The following is an 18,439-nucleotide window of genomic DNA, read 5'->3' on the forward strand; positions in this document are numbered from 1 at the left end:
GCCAACGCCCAATTAATGGCCTGGCGGCGCACTCCTCTGACTTATCAGCCGGGAACCGAACCATGCCGAATCGCTCGCTCATCGAAGCCGACCGCAAACATTTAATCCATCCCGTCGTGAACTACCGCGCGCACGAAGCGCGCGGCGTAACCGTGCTCGAATCCGCTCACGGCGTGTTCCTGCGCGACGCCGACGGCCACGAACTGCTCGACGCGTTCTCCGGCCTCTGGTGCGTCAACACGGGCTACGGCCATCAAAGCATCGTCGAAGCCGCGGCGCGCCAGATGGCGCGCCTGCCCTACGCCACGGGCTACTTCCACTTCGGCTCGGAGCCCGCCATCGAACTCGCCGCGCTGCTCGTGGAGCGCGCGCCCGCTTCGCTGCAACACGTGTACTTCACGCTGGGCGGCTCCGATGCGGTGGATTCGGCGCTGCGCTTCATCACGCACTACTACAACGCCACCGGCCGCCCCGCGAAGAAGCACGTCATAGCGCAGGAGCGCGGCTATCACGGCTCGTCGGCAGTCGGCGCGGGGCTGACGGCGTTGCCCGCGTTCCATCGCAACTTCGACTTGCCGCTCGCCACGCAGCATCATATTCCGTCGCCCTATGCATATCGCAGCGAGCATGCGGACGACGCAGCGCTCATCGCCGCTTCGGTCGCCGCGCTCGAAGCGAAGGTCGCGGCACTCGGCGCCGAAAACGTCGCCGCGTTTTTCTGCGAACCGATCCAGGGTTCGGGCGGCGTGATCGTGCCGCCCGTCGGCTGGCTGAAAGCCATGCGCGAAGCGTGCCGCAAGCTCGACATCCTGTTCGTCGCCGACGAAGTGATTACGGGCTTTGGCCGCACGGGTCCGCTCTTCGCCTGCCAGGCCGAAGACGTCGAGCCGGATCTGATGACCGTGGCCAAGGGCCTCACCGCAGGCTATGCGCCGATGGGCGCCGTGCTGATGTCGGATGCCCTTTACCAAGGCATTGCCGATGGCGACGCCGCCGCCGTGATCGGGCACGGTCACACCTATTCGGCGCACCCGGTGAGCGCGGCCATCGGCCTTGAAGTCATGCGCCTCTATCACGAAGGCGGCCTGCTCGCGAACGGCGTCGCGCGCGCGCCGCGTTTCGCTCAGGGGCTCGACGCGTTGCTCGCCCATCCGCTCGTCGGCGACTCGCGCCACCGCGGTCTGCTCGGCGCGCTCGAACTCGTCGCGGACAAGCAGAGCAAGCAGCGCTTCGACGCAGCGCTCGGCCTCCCCGATCGCATCGCCGCCGCCGCGTATGGCAACGGCCTCGTATTCCGCGCGTTCGGCGACGGCATTCTCGGCTTCGCGCCCGCGCTTTCGTACACCGAAAGCGAGTTCGACCTGCTGTTCGAGCGCCTCGAAAAAACGCTCGAAGACGTGCTCGCGCAGCCCGAAGTGCGCGCCGCATTGAAGGCCGGAAACAGGACGAAGAATGGGGTCAGCGCCCGTGTCGCCGCGTGATAACATCATTCGACACTTCGACATGCAGGGCCGCCCCCATCACGATGAGCAACGACTGCAAGCTGGACAGAATCGATCTGCGCATCCTCTCGCAGCTGCAGAAGCGGGGGCGCATCACGAATGTCGAACTGGCCGACGCAGTCGGGCTGTCGCCAAGCCCCTGCCTGATCCGCGTAAAACGTCTGGAGAAGGCGGGGTTCATTGTCGGCTACGGCGCGCAGATCCAGCTGGAGAAGCTGGGCGACGTGCAGATGGTGTTCACCGAGGTCACGCTCGCCGACCATCGCCGCGAGGACTTCATCAAGTTCGAGAAGGCAATACGCGAGGTGGACGAGGTGGTCGAGTGCCATCTCGCGAGCGGCGGCTACGACTATCTGCTGAAGTTCGTCGCGCGCAGCGTGAGCCATTATCAGAGCATCGTCGAGGGGCTGCTGGAGCGCGATATCGGCATCGAGAAGTACTTCAGCTACGTGATCATCAAGACCGCGTTCGTCAAGACGCACTACCCGCTCGAAACGCTGTTCTCGCAGAACCTGCATTCCTGAACATGGGCGACGCACGTGAGGCACGCGCCTCGCGCTCCTGCGTCCCGCATCGATTTTCTCGCGCACGTTTCGCGCCGAAACCTCGCGGCTTCGGCGCGCTCGTCGTGCGCGCCCATTTCCCGGCATCGATCCATTTTCATCCGCACGTGCGGAAAGGAACCGGCATATGACCACGCGTTATCTCTTGAGCGCGCTGATTCGCGGCGACAACTTCATCGACGGGCAGTGGGTGCCCTCGGCCTCCGGCACGCGCTTCGCCGTGACCGATCCCGCGACCGGCAAAACGATCGCCGACGTCGCCGACAGCGATGCGAACGACGCACGCGCCGCCACCGACGCCGCCGCCCGCGCATTCCCTGCCTGGCGCGATACGCTCCCCGCGGAACGCGCCGCCGTGCTGCGCCGCTGGCATGCGCTGATTGTCGCGAACGCTGACGAACTGGGTGGACTGATCTCGCTCGAACAAGGCAAGCCCCTGCACGAGGGACGCGGCGAAGCGATGTATGGCGCCTCTTACGTCGCCTGGTTCGCCGACGAGGCCACGCGCATCTACGGCGATCTCATCCCGCAGCAGCAGCGCGGCAAGCGCATGAGCGCCGTGAAGGAGCCCGTAGGCGTGGTCGCGGCGATTACGCCCTGGAACTTCCCGCTCGCGATGATCGCGCGCAAGATCGCCCCCGCGCTTGCCGCGGGCTGCACGGTGGTCGGCAAGCCCGCCGAGGACACGCCGCTCACCGCGCTTGCACTCGTCATGCTCGCGCACGAGGCGGGTGTGCCGCCCGGCGTGCTGAACCTCATCTGCGCATCGCGCGAGCGCGGCGTGAGCGCCGTCGCCGACTGGCTCGCGGACGCCCGCGTGCGCAAGATCACCTTCACCGGCTCGACGCCCGTGGGCAAACACCTCGCGAAGGAGTCGGCGGGCACGTTGAAGAAGCTCTCGCTCGAACTGGGCGGCAACGCGCCGTTCATCGTGTTCGACGACGCGGATCTCGACGCTGCAGTCGTTGGGCTCATGGCCGCGAAGTTCCGCAACGGCGGCCAGACTTGCGTGTGCCCCAATCGCGTGTACGTGCAATCGGGCGTGTTCGAGCGCTTCGCCGACAAGCTCGCCACGCGCGTGGCCGCTTTAAGAGTCGCGCCCGCGACCGACCCCGCCGCGCAGATCGGCCCGATGATCAACGCGCGCGCAGTTGAGAAAATCGCCCGCCACGTGGACGACGCCGTGAGCCGCGGCGCTCGCGTGCTTACGGGCGGCAAGCGCTTGAGCGAACTGGGCGAGAACTGGTACGCGCCCACCGTGCTCGCGGACGCCTCGCCCGACATGCAGCTAAGCTGCGAAGAAACCTTCGGCCCCGTTGTGCCGCTGTTCCGCTTCGACGACGAAGCCGAGGCAATCCACGCCGCCAACGACACGCCGTACGGCCTCGCCGCCTACTTTTACAGCCAGGACGTGCGCCGCATCGATCGCGTCGCGCGCCAGCTCGAAGCGGGCATCGTCGGCATCAACGAAGGCGCGCTCGCTAGCGAAGCGGCGCCGTTCGGCGGCGTGAAAGAATCGGGCTATGGCCGGGAAGGCTCGAAATACGGGCTCGACGATTACCTTTCCATCAAATACCTCTGCCAGGGAGGGCTTGCATGAGCACTTATCCGATCGAAGTCGCATTCCCCGACATCGCAGCGCACGAGCACAGCGAGACGGGCGTCCCCTATGTGCATACGTTCGACTCGGGCGCGCCCGGCCCGCATGTGATGATCAACGCGCTCACGCACGGCAACGAGGTGTGCGGCGCGATCGTCGTCGATGCGCTGCTGCACGCGCGGCTGCGGCCGCGACGCGGCAAGCTCACGCTCGCGTTCGCGAACGTGGAGGCTTATCGCCGCTTCGACCCCGCACACCCCGACGCCGCGCGTTTCGTCGATCAGGACTTCAACCGCGTGTGGACCGCGGGGGCGCTGGACGACCTCTCGCACGATTCGAGCGAACTGCGCCGCGCCCGCGCGATGCGGCCCGTGATCGACGACGTCGATCTGCTGCTCGACCTTCATTCGATGCACGAGAAGTGCATGCCGCTCATCGTCGCGGGGCCACTCGCCAAGGGCGTCGAACTTTCTGCGCGGCTTGGCGCGCCAGCCACCGTCATCTGCGACGAGGGCCACCCCGAAGGCCGCCGCATGCGCGATTACGAAGGCTTCGGCGACGCGGCGAGTGCAAAGAACGCACTCCTGATCGAGTGTGGACAGCATTGGGAAGCGAGCGCCGTGACCGTGGCGCGCGATGTCGCCGCGCGCTTTCTGCTGCTCGCAGAAGTTGTGGACGAAGCGGATCTGCCCGCGGACTGGCTGCAACCGCTTCCGCAGGAAATGCGCGTGGTGCGCGTGACTGAGCCCGTAGTGGCGAAGAGCATGGACTTCCGCTTTGCGGGCGATTACACGGGCCTGGAAGTGTTCCCGAAGGCCGGCGCCGTGATCGGCTGGTCCGACGGCGAGCCGGTCGTCACGCCCTACGACGACTGCATTCTCGTGATGCCTTCGCTGCGCCAGTTGCGCCCCGGCGTGACCGTGGTGCGGCTTGGCAAGATCGAGCAGCGCATCGTTCAGGAGCGTTGAAGCGCCCCTTCCCGCCAGAAAGGCGCTCAAGCCGCTTCGAGCGCCCTCGCCTGCTGCAGGAAGGCGCTGGGCGTCACGCCACAAAAGCGCTTGAAATGGCGCGCCAGATGACTCTGGTCGAAAAAGCCGACCTGCGTCGCGACCACAGCACCCGGCACGCCTGCCAGCAACAGTATCTGTGCGCGGCGCACACGCACCTCGCACAGATACTTGTACGGCGAAAGGCCGACCTGCTCACGAAACACGGTAGCGAATCGCGAAACGCTGAGCGCCGCTACGTCGGCCAGCTCGGCGAGGCTCACGGACTTGTCGAAATTCGCGTCGATATAGGCCAGCGCGTCGCGCAGCGGAGTGACTGGCGCGGCTCCGAATGCATTCGCGTCATGCATGATCAAGCCTCGCTGGCAGTCGATGTGTGCGCGCTTGCAGCGGGCGCCGCGCGCCCGAAGCGCGCAATCGAAAACGGTTCGAGCGGTATGTCGGTCGCGCCGGCGTCAAGCAGTTCCGCGAGCGTCTCGCCCACACCCGGCCCGATCTGGAAGCCCGAGCCGCTGAAGCCGAACGCATAGAAAAGGCCCTCCGTTGTCGAACTCGGGCCGATCACCGGCTCGGAATCCGGCAGGTAGCTTTCCACGCCGCTCCACACGCGGATCACATGCAGCGGCGCGAGCGCGGGAACCAGCCGGCGAAATTGCGCGATCTGCTGGACGGTGTTGCCGGGCAGCACGCCGGCGCGGCGCGTTCCCGCGTCGGCGGGCCCTGGGGCGCCCCCGCCCAGCACGAGGTTGCCCCGCGGAATCTGCCGGAAGTACACGCTCTCTTCCTTGATCGACGTGTAGACGCCCATCGAATGCATGAAGCGGTAGGGCACGGGCTCGGTCACGGCCATTTGCGGGCCACGCGCGACGAGCGGCACCGGCTCGCCGAACTGTGCGGAGAGCGCTCCCGCCCATGCACCGGCGCAAATCAGCACTTGCTCCGCGCGCCACACGGCGCCCGTGGCGCCCTCCACGCGAAAGCCACCCGCTTCCTTTTCCACGCGCACGATCTCGGTGTTCTCCACGAGAGTCGCGCCGAGCCGCGCGGCGGCGCGCCCGAAGGCCGGCGCGGCCAGACGCGGATTGGCGTGACCGTCGCGCGGCGAGATGGAGGCGGCCAGCACATCGCGGCCCAGGAACGGGAAGCGCTTGAACATCGCGGCGCCTTCGAGCACTTCGAGATCGAGCCCGTAGGCCCGTACCTGCCCGGCGTAGCGATGAAAGTATTCGGCGTCATGCGCGTGGTAGCACACGCGCGTGTGGCCCGAAGGCAGAAACTCGACATCCTCGCCGAGCAACGACTGCGCGCGATACCAGATATCGAGCGCGCGATTGGACATGGCAAGCTGCGAAAGCGCGCGTCCCTGGCGGCGCACGCCGCCGAAGTTCACGCCGCTCGCCTGCTGGCCCGTGAGCCCCCGCTCGATCAGGATCACTGAACGATTGCGGCGGCTCAGGAAGAACGCCGTGGACGTCCCGATGATGCCGCCTCCAATCACGATCACATCGGCGCGATCCGTCATTCGCTGAACTCCTTTGTGCGGGATGCGCCGGGCTGCGTTTGCGCGGCGGGCGCCGCGCTGGCCTGCGCTTCGTCGATGCCATTCGCTGCGGCGCTCAGCGCCATCGTCAGCGGCTTGACCGGCGCCTGGCCGCGCAGCCGGCCCACGGCTTCCAGCGGCACGCGCGCCTCGGCCGCGATGACTTCGGCCCCTGCGTGCGCGCAGAAGCGGCCCTGGCAGCGCCCCATTCCTACGCGTGAAAACGCCTTCGCGCGATTCGCTTCAGTGGCGCCCGTCTCGCGCACCACGCGGCGCAATTCGCCTGCCGTTATGGCCTCGCAGCGGCAGACGACGGTGTCATCAGGCAGCGTCGCCGCGAAATGCGCGGGCCACGGAAATGCCTGGCGCAATCCTTGTGCGAAGCGCGTGAAGCGTGCGAGTTCGACACGCAGTGTCGCCACTTCCGCGAGCGCTCCGTTCGATTGGCCCGCGCCCGCATCCTGCAACGCCGCCAGCGCGGCGAGACGGCCCGCGCGCTCGGCCGCGTCGGCGCCGCGCACGCGTGCGCCGTCCCCGGCCAGATAGACGCCCGCCACGCTGCTGCGGCCGTCCTGATCGACTTCGGGCAGCCACTGCCGAGCGGCTCGATCGAAACGGAACGCGCAACCCGCGAGATCCGCGACTTGCGTTTCCGAGCGCAAGTGATAGCCCAGCGCGACGGCGTCGCACGCCACATGCGCTTCGCCGCCGTTCGCGAGTTTGACGCGGACCGCCGTCACGCCGTGCTCGGGCGAGCCTTCAATCGCAAGCGGCGTCACGCCCCGATGCATCGGCACCCCCGCGCGGCGCAGCGTGCGCAGGAGCGCCATGCCCTTGCGCAGCGTGGCGGGCAATTGCAGCAAATCGGGCAACGCTCGCACGCGCTGGCCGAGCGTGGACGTATCGAGCACCGCGCTCACCGTCGCGCCCGCTTTCACGTACTGCGCGGCGACGAGGTAAAGCAGCGGGCCGGTGCCCATCATGACGGTGCGCGCGCCGATGGCGCAGCCCTGCGACTTCAGCGCGACCTGCGCGCCGCCCAGGCTATACGCGCCCGCCAGATGCCAGCCCGGCACGGGCATGAGCCGGTCGGTCGCGCCACTGCAGACGATCAGCGCGTCGAAGGCAAGTTCGTGATAGCGTGCGCCGCTCGCCAGATGCACGGACTTCGGCCCGACGTTCCAGACGAGCGTGTCGGGCAGGTAGTCGATCTGCGCGCGAAGTGCATCGAAGTCGCCATGCAGCGCCGCCGCGCGTTCGGCCTCGGTGCCGTACAGCGTTTCATAGCTGCGTTTGAAGCCTTCGGGCTGCCGTCGATAAATCTGCCCGCCGTCGCGCCGCCCTTCATCCACGAGGACGGGACGCAGGCCCGCCGCGACCAGCGTCTGCGCCGCACGCACGCCGGCCGGGCCCGCGCCGATCACGACGACCTTCAATTCTGCGCGCGCGGCCATACGCCCTCCCCGGCAAGCGTGTTTCGCGTGACGATCGACATGCCAGGCGCCGCAGGCGTCGTACAGGCACGCAGCCGCTCGCCCTGCGCGGTCCACACCCAGCAGTCCTGGCACGCGCCCATCAGGCAGAAACCGGCGCGGCGCCCGTCGCCGAACTCGCAGTCGCGCAGCGCGTCCTGCGTGGCAAGCAGCGCGACCATCAGCGTGTCGCCCTCGGCGGCCTGCGCCACGCGGCCGTCGATCTCGATCTCGAACGTCGGGCGGCCTGCTTCGACCACTCTCACGAAGCGCGCGCTCATGCGGCCGCCCTCCTGGTGGATTGGGGGGATTGGGTGGATTGCGTCGCCTGCGCGACTTGCGCCGCCTGTGCGGTCTGCAGGCGCTCCAGTTCCGCAGTCGTGTGATGGCAAAGGATTTGCGCGCCGCTCGGCAAGCGCTTCATCACCGGCGCCGAAACGTTGCACGCGCCATCGATACGCACCGGGCAACGCGCCCGGAACGCACACAGGTCGCGCACCTCCGCCGACGCCCCGAGCGGCGGCAGGGCCGTGCCCGCCACGGCGCGCCGTGCGTCGAGCCAACCCGGCTGCAGGGCCGGCACCGAATCGACGAGCAAACCCGTGTACGGGTGATAAGGCGGCGCCTCCAGCACGTCGCGCTGGCCCGCTTCGACGCACTGGCCGCCATACAGCACGACGACGTCGTCGCAGATCGCGCGCACCGTTGAAATATCGTGGCTGATGAACATGTACGAGACGCCCAGTTCGCGCCGCAATTCGGCGAGCAGGTCGAGAATCGCCGCGCCAACGACGGTGTCGAGCGCGGACGTCACCTCGTCGCACAGAATGAGCGCCGGCTCGGCCGCAAGGGCGCGGGCCAGGTTCACGCGCTGCTTCTGGCCGCCCGAGAGGCCACCCGGCTGACGCTTCGCAATCGAGGCGGGCAGCTTCACGAGATCCAGCAGTTCGAGCATGCGCTTTTGCGCCCGCGCGCCGCGCAGGCCGTGATAGAAGCACATGGGCCGCGCGAGGATGTCGGCAATCGTGCGGCTCGGGTTGAGCGCCGTGTCGGCGTTCTGGAACACGATCTGGATGCGCCGGTACTGATCGGGCGTGCGCGCCGAAAGCGTCGCGGGCAGCGGCACGCCGTCGAGCAGCACCTCGCCGCGCGCGCGCTCGACCAGCCCGGCCACCACGCGCGCGAGCGTCGTCTTGCCCGAACCCGATTCGCCGATCACGCCCAACGCGCTGCCGCGCGAAATACGCAGGCTCACGTCCTCGAGCACGCGCACGGCGGGCGCCCCGTTCGCATCGACCCGGCCATAGCCCGCGGTCAGGCCGCGCACTTCGAGCAGCGGCACTTCGGCGGCAGGCGGCACGGCGGACGGACCAGGGTCGGGGTGGCGGCGCGCGGCCAGCAGTGCGCGTGTGTAGTCGTCGACGGGAGCGTCGAGCACCTGGAGCGTCGTGCCGTTCTCGCGCACGGCGCCATTGTTCAGGACGACGATACGATCGGCCATTTGCGCGACGACCGCGAGATCGTGCGAGACGTACACGGCCGTCGTGCCCAGCTCCCTAACGACCTTGCGGAAGGCCGCGAGCACTTCGATCTGCGTGGTCACGTCGAGCGCCGTGGTGGGCTCGTCGAACACGACCACGGCGGGGTCGGTGATGAGCGCCATCGCCGCCATTAGCCGCTGCAACTGGCCGCCGGACACCTGGTGCGGATAGCGCGCTCCGATCGTTTCCGGCGCAGGCAGCGCGAGCGCACGGAACAGGCTCACCGCCTTCTCGCGCGCCGCCGCGGGCGACATCAGCTTGTGCAGCAGCGCGGGCTCGGTCACCTGATCCATGATCGTGCGCGCCGGGTTGAAGCCCGCCGAGGCGCTCTGTGCGACATAAGCCACAGTGCGCGCGCGCAGCGCGCGGCGGCCGCGTTCGTCGAGCGCGAGCACATCGGTTCCGCCGATCTTCACGCTGCCGCCCGCAATGGCGCAGCCGTCGCGCGCATGGCCGAGCAGCGAGAGCGCGATGGTGGTCTTGCCCGAGCCCGACTCGCCGATCAGCGCGAGCACTTCGCCTTTCTTCACCGTGAAGTCGACGCCCTTGACGATCTCGACGACCGGATCGGGCGCCGCGCCCGCGACCACACGCAGGCCCGTCACTTCGATCATGTTCATTTTCCGCCTCCATGCGCACGGCCGCCGTGACGGCGCAGGCTGTCGATCAGCAGGTTCACGCCCACGGTCAGCGTCGCGATGGCGACTGCCGGCATCAGCACGGCGGGCGCGCCTTCCGCGAGACCGCCGATGTTCTCGCGCACGAGCGAGCCCCAGTCCGCGTCCGGCGGCTGCACGCCGAGGCCGAGGAACGAAAGGCCGGACAGCAGCAGCACGATGAACACGAAACGCAGGCCGAAGTCGGCGAGCATCGGGTGGATCATGTTCGGCAGCACCTCCACGCGGGCGATATAGAAGAGCCCTTCGCCGCGCGCTCTGGCGACCTGCACGTATTCGAGCGTCATCAGGTTCACGGCCAGCGAGCGCGAGATACGGAACGCGCCCGGAATATAGGCAAGCGCCGCGACCGTGATGAGCATCGGCACCGACGAGCCGAACGCCGCGATCACGACGAGCGCGAGCACCTTGCTCGGAATGGAGACCAGCGCGTCGAACAGGCGGCTCAGCACCTCGTCGATCCAGCGCGGCGCGACAGCCGCAAGCAGTCCGAAGAATATGCCGATACCGCTTGCGAGCAGCGTGGCGGCGAGCGCGAGGCCCACGGTGTACTGCGTGCCGTAGAGCACGCGGCTCAGCATGTCGCGGCCGAGGAAATCGGTGCCGAGCAGATGCGCGGCGCTATACGAGCCGAAGATCTCCGTGGAGGTGATCGCGCCGCCCTTGTACGGGGCGACGAGCGGCCCGATGAAGGCCACGCCGAGCCAGAAAACGACGATCGCAAGGCCGATCAGGCCAAGCACCGAGAGGCGGCCGACGATGCGGCGCAGCGGCGAGCGCGGTGGCGTGGGCGCGTCGCCAGGTACGTCCTTGACGACGTCGGCGGAGGCCCGTTCCTCGCTCTCGCTCGTCGCGTAGAGCACGGTCGCGGCATGGGATGTGGCGGCTCGGTTCATCGTTGACGCAGCCTCGGGTTGGATACGATTTGACACAGGTCCGCGATCAGCACGAGCACCAGATACGCGGCGCAAAACACCATCACGCAGCCCTGCACGAGCGGGAGATCGCGGTTCGTCACGGCGTCGACCATCAGGCTCGCGAGGCCCGGATAGTTGAAGATCGACTCTACGATCACCACGCCGCCGAAGAGATACGAGAGGCTCAGCGCGACGGCATTGGCGATGGGCCCAATCGTGTTCGGCAGCACGTGGCGCAACACGACGCGAGCGGGCGACGCCCCCTTCAGGCGCGCCATTTCCACATACGGCGCGCTCAGCTGGTCGAGCACGGCGGCGCGCGTCATGCGCGCCATCTGCGCGACGATCACGCAGCACAGCGTCATGACCGGCATCGCGTAGATGCGCAGCAGCGTGCCGAACGAGTCCACCTCCGAGAGGTAAGAGAGCGCGGGCAGCCAGCGCAGCTTCACTGCGTAGATCAGCACGGCGATGGTGGCGACCAGAAATTCGGGCACGGCCACGGCGGAGAGCGTGAGCACGTTGAGCACGCGATCGAGCAGCGAGCCGCGGAACACGGCGGAAAAGATGCCGATGGCCAGCGCAAGCGGCACCGAAACGAGCGTGGTGAGCCCCGCGAGCACGAGCGAATTCGGCAGACGCGTGGCGATCAGCTCGCTGACCGGCTGGTTGTTCGACACCGAGGTGCCGAAGTTGCCGGCCACGGCCTGCAGCAGCCAGTGCACGTAACGCGTGAGCGCGGGCTGGTCGAGGCCGAACTGGTGCCGCAGCGCGGCCACCTGCTCAGGCGTGGCCGCCTGACCGAGGGCCTGCTGCGCGGCGTCGCCGGGCAGCAAGCCCGTGAGGCCGAACACGATTGCCGAGACGATCAGCAACGTGAGCAGCGCGAGACCGAGACGCGCGGCAATGAGACGTTGCGCGTGAGCTTTCATCGGATGTCGCCTCCCTGAGCATCATGAAGCGGGAATCGGTAGCCGGGCGCGCATCCAGGCGCACACCGGCCGCAAACATCACACCTCGAACTACGCCTCGAGCCAGACGTTCTCGGCAAACTTGAAGCCCATGAGCCCGGCAATCGGAATCGAACCGAGGCCCTTGAGTTTCGTCGTGTGCGCGTCGAGCGAACTGAGAAACAGCGGAATGCCGATGCCGCCGTCGCTGTGCACGAGCACCTGCATATCGCCGTAGATCTTCTTGCGCTTTTCCTCATCCGGCTCGCCGCGCGCGGCCAGCAGCATCTGGTCGAACTTCGGGTCCTTCCAGTTCGCCTCGTTCCACGGCGCATCCGACTTGAAGAACTGCGTGAAGATCACGTCGGCGCTCGGGCGCGCGTTGATGTTGCCGAAAGTCAGCGGGTGCTTCATCCAGTGGTTCGACCAGTAGCCGTCGCCGGGCGTGCGCACCACCTGAAGGTTCAGGCCCGCCTGCGGCGCGACCTGCTGCAGCAGCATCGCCATTTCGACGGAGCCGTCCGCGGCCGGCGAGGCGTAGATCTGCAGCGGCGTGCTGCCGAGCTTTGCCTTCTGGAAGTAGAACCTGGCCTTCTGCGGATCGAACGTGCGTTCCGGCAGGCCGGCAAAGAAATACTTGTTGGTCGGATCGATGGGCTGGTCGTTGCCGATCGCGCCATAGCCGAGGAATACGGCGTTGCGGATCTGCTCGCGGTCGAACAGGTGCATCATGCCGCGGCGGAAGTCGGCGTTGCCCGTGACGCCGCCCTCGTCGCGCATGATGAGGTCGGTGTACTGGCCCGTCTTTGTCTCCTTCACCGCGAAGCCAGGCGTCCCCTTGATGCGCGAGGTCGAGCGCGGGCTCACCTGGTTGATGAGCTGCACGTCGCCCGAGAGCAGCGCGTTCACGCGCGCCGATTCGTCGCCGATACCGACCAGTTCGATCTCGTCCAGATGCGGCAGGCCCGGCTTCCAGTAGCGCTCGTTGCGCACGACGACCGTGCGCACGCCCGGCGAGAACTCCTTGAGCTTGAACGGGCCGGTGCCCACGGCCGTCTTGAAGTCGTTCGCGCCGTCCTTGACGATCATGAAGTGCGAGTCGGCAAGAATCACGGGCAGGTCGGCATTCGCGCCCGAAAGCGTGATCGTCACTTCGTTCGGACCCGTGGCCTTCACGTCCTGGAACTGGTCGGCGAGCGTCTTGACCTTCGAGCCCACGGCGGCGTCCTTGTGGCGCATCAGCGAGTACACCACATCGGCGGGCGCGAGCGCCTTGCCGTCGTGGAACTGCACGCCGCTGCGCAGCTTCACGACCCACACCGTCGCGTCCTTTGTTTCCAGTGACTGCGCAAGGGCCATCTGCGCGCCGAGGTGCGAGTCGTACTCGGTCAGGCCGTTGTACAGCATGTTCGCGCGCACATAGTCGGTGGACACCGACTCCTTCGCGGGATCGAGCGTGTCCGAGGCGGAAGACGACTGGGTCGCCACGCGGATCTTGCCGCCCTGCTTCGGCTTCTCCTGTGCGAAGGCGGCGCCGCTCGCGGCGAGCAGGCCCGCGCCCGTCATCGACATCATGCCCCCCGCGACCATCGCGCGAAGGAGGTCGCGGCGCGAGGCGCCGCGCTTCGTCAATTCATCGAGCCGCACGCCCGGGTGAGCCATGTCTTCAAGCGATTTGTCGATGCTCATGAAACTTCTCCGCGTCTGATGTGGGGGGCCGCAGCTCGACGTATCGAGGCTGTGTGTTGTGGAAAAGCAGGGTCAGTAAAAAGCGTCTTTGATCTGGTAGTACGCACCGACGAGCGGCAAAAACCACGGTTTGCCCGTGTGCCCCGGAATGGCAGGCCATGCGAAATCGCGCCACGGATTCGCGGACGGGTTGCCGCTCATCACGTCGGCCATCACCTGGCCCATATGCGTCGACATCTGCGTGCCGTGACCGCTGTAGCCCATCGAGAACCACACGCCTTCGTGCTGGCCCGCGCGCGGCAAGCGGTCCGCGGTGATATCGACGAGCCCGCCCCAGCAGTAGTCGATACGCACGCTCGCGAGCGCCGGAAAGAACTGCGCGAGATTGCGCTGCAGGATGCGGCCGCTCCTGGCATCGGACGGCTGCTCCGACGCCGTGAAGCGCGCCCGGCCGCCGAACAGCAGGCGCGAATCCGGCGTTACGCGGAAATAGTTGTGCATAAGGCGGCTCGTCGTGTACGAGCGGCGATAGGGCAGCAGCCGCATGAGCTGCGAGGGCGGCAGCGGTTCCGTCACGACGATGAACGAGCCGACCGGCGCAAGACGCCGCCGGTACCACGCGAACGGCCCATGCCGCGAAGGGCCCGTGGCGATCAATACCTGTTGCGCGTGCAACGTTCCGCGCGCCGACTCCACGCGATAGCCGCCGCCCTCTTTCGCGATGGACGTCACGGCGGCGTGTTCGTAGAGCTGTGCGCCCCGTCGTACAGCGGCGTTCGCGAGCCCGACCGCGAAGCGACCCATGTGCATCTGGCCGCCGTGCTTTTGAAGCATTCCGCCATGGAAGCTGTCCGATTCCACTTCACTGCGAATCTGTTCGCGGCCGATGATCTCGACGTCCGGATCGACTTCGCGGCGAATCAGGTCGGCCGTGCGTTCGAGGTGTTCGAGGTGATGCGGTTTCGCCGCGAGCTTGAGCTTGCCCGAGGCGAGATAGTCGCAGTCGATGCCCTCTTCGCGAATCAGCCGCTCGACCGTATCGACGGCCGCCGCGTAAGCGCGGTAGCAACCCTGCGCGCGTTCGACGCCCAGTTGCCCGCGCAGCGCCGCATAGTCCTGCGCCACGCCGGTGTTGCACTGGCCGCCGTTGCGCCCCGATGCGCCGCCGCCCATGCGGCCCGCGTCCAGCACCGCGACGCTCGCGCCGCGGCGGCCAAACGCGAGCGCCGCGGAAAGCCCCGTGAAGCCGCCGCCAACCACGGCGACGTCCACGCGGCCCTCCACCGGTCCCTCGCTTGCGAGCAGACCGCCAGGGGCGGTATCGAGCCAGTAGGAGTCGAGCTTCATCGGGCGGCCTTGGCTATCGCTGATCTCACAGACCCAGTTGCGAAGCGAGTTCGCCGATCGTCTCGACTTCGTAGTACTCGTAGTACGGCGTGCCCGGCTCGTGGCCGCGCTTGACGAACGCCTTGTGCTTGATGCCCATGTCGTGCGCCGTCATGAGGTCGTAGCGCAGGCTCGACGAAACATGCAGCACGTCGCCGGGGTTGCAGTTCAGTTGGTCGAACATGTACTCGAAGCCCTGCATGCGCGGCTTGTACGACTGCGCCTGCTGCGCCGTGAACACGCGGTGGAACGGCGCGCCGAGCTTGTCGACGTTACTCTGGATCTGGTCGTCCGAAGCGTTCGAGAGAATCACGAGCTTGTACTTCTTCGCGAGGCGCGAGAGGCCTTCGGGGACGTCCGGGTGCGGGCCCCATGTCGGCACGGCGGTGTAGAACTTTTCGGCTTCGGACTCGACGAACTCGACGTTCATGCGCTTGCAGGCGCGGCGCACCGAATTGACGACCACGTCGCGGTACGGCTTCCATGCGCCGAGCACCTCGTCGCGGCGATAGCCCGCGAAGAACGCGACGAACTTCTCGAGATCGGCGCCCTTGAGGCGGTCGCCGTACAGCTCGCGCGCCATGTCGGCCATGCGGAACTTCGTCAGCGTGCCGTAGCAGTCGAACGTGATGTACTTCGGCTCGAAATCGATCATGATGGCAATCCTTTCGTGTGATGAACCCGCTTGGGGCTCAGTGGCGAAAACAGGTGGAAGTGCGTCCCTGTGGAAAATTTAAACAGCGCAAAATTTGGGGTTGGCGTCGAATCGTGGGGCCTGCACGGTATAAACCACGCGTTTGCAGGGGCCGCCACAGCAGAATCTGCGGTGGCGCCATTGCGCAGGTAATAGCCGCATGACCGTGCGTTTTCCAGCGTGATTCGCCAGCATTTCAGTCAGCATGGCGTCAGCCTCTCGTATCGATCAGCACGCTCTTGAAACGCAGGTGCGCTTCGTAACCTTGGCGCCCGAGATCCTTGCCCATGCCCGAACGTTTGTAGCCGCCCGTCGGGATCATGAAATCGTTGCTGCGGCCGTAGCGGTTGACCCACACGGTGCCGGCATCCAGCGCGCGCACGAGCCGCAGCGCGCGGCCGATGTCCGCGGTGTGCACGCCGGCCGCGAGGCCGTATTCGGGATGCGAGGCAAGCGCGAGCGCTTCTTCCTCGGTGTCGAAGGTCTGCACCGTGAGCACCGGGCCGAAGATCTCGGCGCGCACCGCCTCGGTTTGCGCCGTCACGCCGGTGAGGATGGTGGGCAGGTAGAACGCGCCGGGCACGGGTGCGTCCGCGCGGCGGCCGCCGCAGTAGAGCGTGGCGCCTTCGGCCACGCTGCGCTCGACAATTGCTTCGATGCGCGCGGCCTGGGTTGCCGAAATGATGGGCGGCAGCGTGGTGCCCGAAGCCCACGTCGCGCCGGCGCGCAGCGCGGCGAACGCCTGCTCGATGCGCGCAACGAGCTCGTCCGCAACGGTGCGCTCGACCAGCAGCCGCGAACCGGCCACGCACACTTGCCCCGCGTTGCCCGCAATCGCGCCGGCGATGCGGCGCGCGACCTCGTCGAGCTTCGGCGCGTCCGCGAACACGATTTGCGGGCTCTTACCGCCCAGCTCCAGCGTGACCGGCTTCGTGCCGCTTTGCGCGCACGCCGCCATGATCGCCGAGCCCGCGCGCGTCGATCCCGTGAACGTGATTTTCGCGATGTCCCGGTGGCGCACGAGTGCGTCGCCCGTCGTCGCGCCGTCGCCCTGCACCACGTTGAAGATGCCGGGGGGAATGCCTGCCTCGATCGCGAGTTCGGCCAGACGCAGCACCGAGAACGGCGTCATCTCCGAAGGCTTGAGCACCACGGCATTGCCCGCCGCGAGCGCCGGACCGATCTTCCACGACGCCATCACGAGCGGGAAATTCCACGGCGCGATCGCGCCGACCACGCCATACGGCTCGGCGATAGTCATGCCCAGATGGTCGTGATCGGTGGCCACGACCTCGCCGCCGACCTTGTCGGCGAACTCGGCATAGAAGCGGATGCCTTCCACCGTGAACGGCACGTCCCACGCGCAGACGTCGCGCACGGGCCGCGTCGAGCCGAGCGCTTCGAGCGGCGCGAGGGTGGCGGTGTCGGCGGCGATCAGGTCCGCGAAGCGGCGCAGGATGCGGGCGCGCTCGCGCGGCGCCATGCGTGGCCAGCCGCTCGCGCGAAACGCGCGTTTTGCGTTGTCGACGGCGCGATCCACGAGATGCGCATCGCCAATCGGTACAGAGGCATAGACGACGGCGTCCGATGGCCGCGCGACCCCGATGCGCGCCGCGCCTTCGACGACCCACTCTCCGCCGATGAAATGGCCGGCTTTTTCAGCCGCTGAGGCAGCCACTGCGGCGGGATCGAACTGGTCCATGACTGGGTTCCCTCGACTTGGTCTCGATGGGAAATATCGTAGGCCCACTGCCACCGCATATTTCGCCGACAAAAAAGCCCAATCAGCAGAATCGACGCGTTATTGACCGTCCAACCCCGCGTTTTGCATTGCATCACGGGCGCCGGCCGGGCACGCCCGCAAACAGGAAGATCGTCCTAGTCAGCCACGGCGGGCGATGCGATAGTCACGGGACGCGTATACGGAATCTGGAGGCCGGCGTGTCCGACCCAAAGCTGAACAGCGTCATCACCTTCCGCGCATTTACTGCCGACGATCTGCCCGCCGCGCATGCGTTGTCGACGGCGGTGCGCTGGCGGCACCGCCCAGAAGACTGGCGTTTCGCCGCCCGCATCGGCGAAGGCATCGTGGCCGTGGACGAAAGCGGCTCGCTCGTCGGCACGGCTTTCTCGTGGCTGTTCGGTCCCAACGCGGCGACGCTCGGCATGCTGATCGTCAAGCCCAGTCATCAACGCCGCGGCATTGGCCGGGCCATGATCGAGCACTGGATGCAGGCGCTCGCTTCGCGCACGCTGCTGCTCCATGCGAGCGACACGGGCTGGCCGCTCGTCGAGCGGCTCGGCTTTACGCGCATCGGCCGCATTCACCAGCACCAGGGCGCGGCGTTTCAGCCGCCGCTCGTCTCGCTGCCCGCGGGCGAGCGGCTGCGCCCGATCGGCGCCAGCGACCGGCCGCGCCTCATCGAGCTGGCGACGCGCGCAAGCGGCCTCGACCGCTCGGACATGCTGCCGAAACTGCTCGATCAGGCGAGCGGCATCGCGCTCGACCGCGATGGCGAACTGATCGGCTTCGCCCTCTTTCGCCGCTTTGGCGACGGGCACGTGATCGGTCCCGTGATCGCCCCCGATTCGCCGGATGCCTGCCGCGCCAAGGCGCTGATCAGCCATTGGCTCGCCTCCAACGCGGGCATGTTCGTGCGCATCGATACGCCCGTCGATCTGGGCCTCTCCGACTGGCTCGAAGGCGTGGGGCTGCCGCTCGTCGATCACATCGAGAAGACGGAACTCGGCGCGCCTTTGCACGTCGATACCGAGTTCAAGCAGTTTGCAATCACAAGCCAGGCGGTGTGGTGAGCGCGGTCGAATGGACGGCCTCCGGCGTGCTACCACCCGGGCAGCGAACGGATTACCATTAGGATTCTCGCCACGAGGGTGACGGCT

Annotated in this window: 16 protein-coding genes; 5 read left to right on the plus strand and 11 right to left on the minus strand. The window is 67.3% G+C overall.

Features of this window, described 5'->3' with window-relative positions:
* Positions 1-62: 62 nt before the first annotated feature.
* The 4 genes from M3I53_RS17600 to M3I53_RS17615 all read left to right on the plus strand — a co-directional run bounded on the left by M3I53_RS17600 (position 63) and on the right by M3I53_RS17615 (position 4,633).
* On the plus strand, positions 63-1,481 hold the full coding sequence (locus M3I53_RS17600; RefSeq protein WP_254317170.1) for an aspartate aminotransferase family protein: 1,419 nt from the start codon (positions 63-65) through the stop codon (positions 1,479-1,481).
* Positions 1,482-1,525: 44 nt separating this feature from the next.
* Complete coding sequence (locus tag M3I53_RS17605; RefSeq protein WP_042269347.1) at positions 1,526-2,026, plus strand: Lrp/AsnC family transcriptional regulator; 501 nt, start codon at positions 1,526-1,528, stop codon at positions 2,024-2,026.
* Between the two features lie 166 nt (positions 2,027-2,192).
* On the plus strand, positions 2,193-3,665 hold the full coding sequence (locus M3I53_RS17610) for an NAD-dependent succinate-semialdehyde dehydrogenase (protein WP_254317171.1): 1,473 nt from the start codon (positions 2,193-2,195) through the stop codon (positions 3,663-3,665).
* On the plus strand, positions 3,662-4,633 hold the full coding sequence (locus M3I53_RS17615; RefSeq protein ID WP_254317172.1) for a M14 family metallopeptidase: 972 nt from the start codon (positions 3,662-3,664) through the stop codon (positions 4,631-4,633). The genes M3I53_RS17610 and M3I53_RS17615 overlap by 4 nt, the downstream gene beginning before the upstream one ends.
* A 26-nt stretch (positions 4,634-4,659) precedes the next feature.
* On the opposite strand, the gene M3I53_RS17620 is transcribed toward M3I53_RS17615, so the two are convergent.
* The 11 genes from M3I53_RS17620 to M3I53_RS17670 all read right to left on the minus strand — a co-directional run bounded on the left by M3I53_RS17620 (position 4,660) and on the right by M3I53_RS17670 (position 17,240).
* Complete coding sequence (locus tag M3I53_RS17620) at positions 4,660-5,022, minus strand: helix-turn-helix domain-containing protein (protein ID WP_254317173.1); 363 nt, start codon at positions 5,020-5,022, stop codon at positions 4,660-4,662.
* Between the two features lie 2 nt (positions 5,023-5,024).
* On the minus strand, positions 5,025-6,194 hold the full coding sequence (locus M3I53_RS17625) for an FAD-binding oxidoreductase (protein ID WP_254317174.1): 1,170 nt from the start codon (positions 6,192-6,194) through the stop codon (positions 5,025-5,027).
* Positions 6,191-7,666 (minus strand): NAD(P)/FAD-dependent oxidoreductase, encoded by a 1,476-nt coding sequence (locus M3I53_RS17630; protein ID WP_254317175.1) that lies wholly within the window; start codon positions 7,664-7,666, stop codon positions 6,191-6,193. Before M3I53_RS17630 ends, M3I53_RS17625 begins: the two co-directional genes overlap by 4 nt.
* Positions 7,645-7,965: a (2Fe-2S)-binding protein gene (locus M3I53_RS17635; protein WP_254317176.1), complete on the minus strand. Its 321-nt coding sequence runs from the start codon at positions 7,963-7,965 to the stop codon at positions 7,645-7,647. Before M3I53_RS17635 ends, M3I53_RS17630 begins: the two co-directional genes overlap by 22 nt.
* The gene (locus M3I53_RS17640; RefSeq protein WP_254317177.1) at positions 7,962-9,845 is read right to left on the minus strand and encodes an ABC transporter ATP-binding protein; all 1,884 of its coding nucleotides are present in this window, start codon (positions 9,843-9,845) and stop codon (positions 7,962-7,964) included. Before M3I53_RS17640 ends, M3I53_RS17635 begins: the two co-directional genes overlap by 4 nt.
* Entirely contained in the window at positions 9,842-10,798 is a 957-nt protein-coding gene (locus tag M3I53_RS17645) for an ABC transporter permease (RefSeq protein ID WP_254317178.1), read from the minus strand. The genes M3I53_RS17640 and M3I53_RS17645 overlap by 4 nt, the downstream gene beginning before the upstream one ends.
* A complete protein-coding gene (locus M3I53_RS17650) occupies positions 10,795-11,751 on the minus strand; it encodes an ABC transporter permease (RefSeq protein WP_254317179.1) in 957 nt (318 codons plus the stop codon). The genes M3I53_RS17645 and M3I53_RS17650 overlap by 4 nt, the downstream gene beginning before the upstream one ends.
* A 90-nt stretch (positions 11,752-11,841) precedes the next feature.
* A complete protein-coding gene (locus tag M3I53_RS17655; RefSeq protein WP_254317180.1) occupies positions 11,842-13,458 on the minus strand; it encodes an ABC transporter substrate-binding protein in 1,617 nt (538 codons plus the stop codon).
* A gap of 72 nt (positions 13,459-13,530) precedes the next feature.
* Entirely contained in the window at positions 13,531-14,805 is a 1,275-nt protein-coding gene (locus tag M3I53_RS17660) for an FAD-binding oxidoreductase (RefSeq protein ID WP_254317181.1), read from the minus strand.
* A 25-nt stretch (positions 14,806-14,830) separates the two neighbouring features.
* Positions 14,831-15,499: a haloacid dehalogenase type II gene (locus M3I53_RS17665; protein ID WP_254317182.1), complete on the minus strand. Its 669-nt coding sequence runs from the start codon at positions 15,497-15,499 to the stop codon at positions 14,831-14,833.
* Positions 15,500-15,749: 250 nt separating this feature from the next.
* On the minus strand, positions 15,750-17,240 hold the full coding sequence (locus M3I53_RS17670; protein WP_254317183.1) for an aldehyde dehydrogenase: 1,491 nt from the start codon (positions 17,238-17,240) through the stop codon (positions 15,750-15,752).
* 239 nt (positions 17,241-17,479) lie between these two features.
* On the opposite strand from M3I53_RS17670, the gene M3I53_RS17675 reads away from it, so the two are divergent.
* On the plus strand, positions 17,480-18,352 hold the full coding sequence (locus M3I53_RS17675; RefSeq protein ID WP_254317185.1) for a GNAT family N-acetyltransferase: 873 nt from the start codon (positions 17,480-17,482) through the stop codon (positions 18,350-18,352).
* Positions 18,353-18,439: the final 87 nt, after the last annotated feature.

Source organism: Paraburkholderia sp. CNPSo 3272, from assembly GCF_024206495.1.
In the GTDB taxonomy this organism is placed as follows: Bacteria; Pseudomonadota; Gammaproteobacteria; order Burkholderiales; family Burkholderiaceae; genus Paraburkholderia.

Bases quoted from the DNA above. Each gene is read 5' to 3' on its own strand.
- M3I53_RS17600 (WP_254317170.1), top strand. From the start codon at position 63: ATGCCGAATCGCTCGCTCATCGAAGCCGACCGCAAACATTTAATCCAT.
- M3I53_RS17605 (WP_042269347.1), top strand. From the start codon at position 1,526: ATGAGCAACGACTGCAAGCTGGACAGAATCGATCTGCGCATCCTCTCG.
- M3I53_RS17610 (WP_254317171.1), top strand. From the start codon at position 2,193: ATGACCACGCGTTATCTCTTGAGCGCGCTGATTCGCGGCGACAACTTC.
- M3I53_RS17615 (WP_254317172.1), top strand. From the start codon at position 3,662: ATGAGCACTTATCCGATCGAAGTCGCATTCCCCGACATCGCAGCGCAC.
- M3I53_RS17620 (WP_254317173.1), bottom strand. From the start codon at position 5,022: ATGCATGACGCGAATGCATTCGGAGCCGCGCCAGTCACTCCGCTGCGC.
- M3I53_RS17625 (WP_254317174.1), bottom strand. From the start codon at position 6,194: ATGACGGATCGCGCCGATGTGATCGTGATTGGAGGCGGCATCATCGGG.
- M3I53_RS17630 (WP_254317175.1), bottom strand. From the start codon at position 7,666: ATGGCCGCGCGCGCAGAATTGAAGGTCGTCGTGATCGGCGCGGGCCCG.
- M3I53_RS17635 (WP_254317176.1), bottom strand. From the start codon at position 7,965: ATGAGCGCGCGCTTCGTGAGAGTGGTCGAAGCAGGCCGCCCGACGTTC.
- M3I53_RS17640 (WP_254317177.1), bottom strand. From the start codon at position 9,845: ATGAACATGATCGAAGTGACGGGCCTGCGTGTGGTCGCGGGCGCGGCG.
- M3I53_RS17645 (WP_254317178.1), bottom strand. From the start codon at position 10,798: ATGAACCGAGCCGCCACATCCCATGCCGCGACCGTGCTCTACGCGACG.
- M3I53_RS17650 (WP_254317179.1), bottom strand. From the start codon at position 11,751: ATGAAAGCTCACGCGCAACGTCTCATTGCCGCGCGTCTCGGTCTCGCG.
- M3I53_RS17655 (WP_254317180.1), bottom strand. From the start codon at position 13,458: ATGAGCATCGACAAATCGCTTGAAGACATGGCTCACCCGGGCGTGCGG.
- M3I53_RS17660 (WP_254317181.1), bottom strand. From the start codon at position 14,805: ATGAAGCTCGACTCCTACTGGCTCGATACCGCCCCTGGCGGTCTGCTC.
- M3I53_RS17665 (WP_254317182.1), bottom strand. From the start codon at position 15,499: ATGATCGATTTCGAGCCGAAGTACATCACGTTCGACTGCTACGGCACG.
- M3I53_RS17670 (WP_254317183.1), bottom strand. From the start codon at position 17,240: ATGGACCAGTTCGATCCCGCCGCAGTGGCTGCCTCAGCGGCTGAAAAA.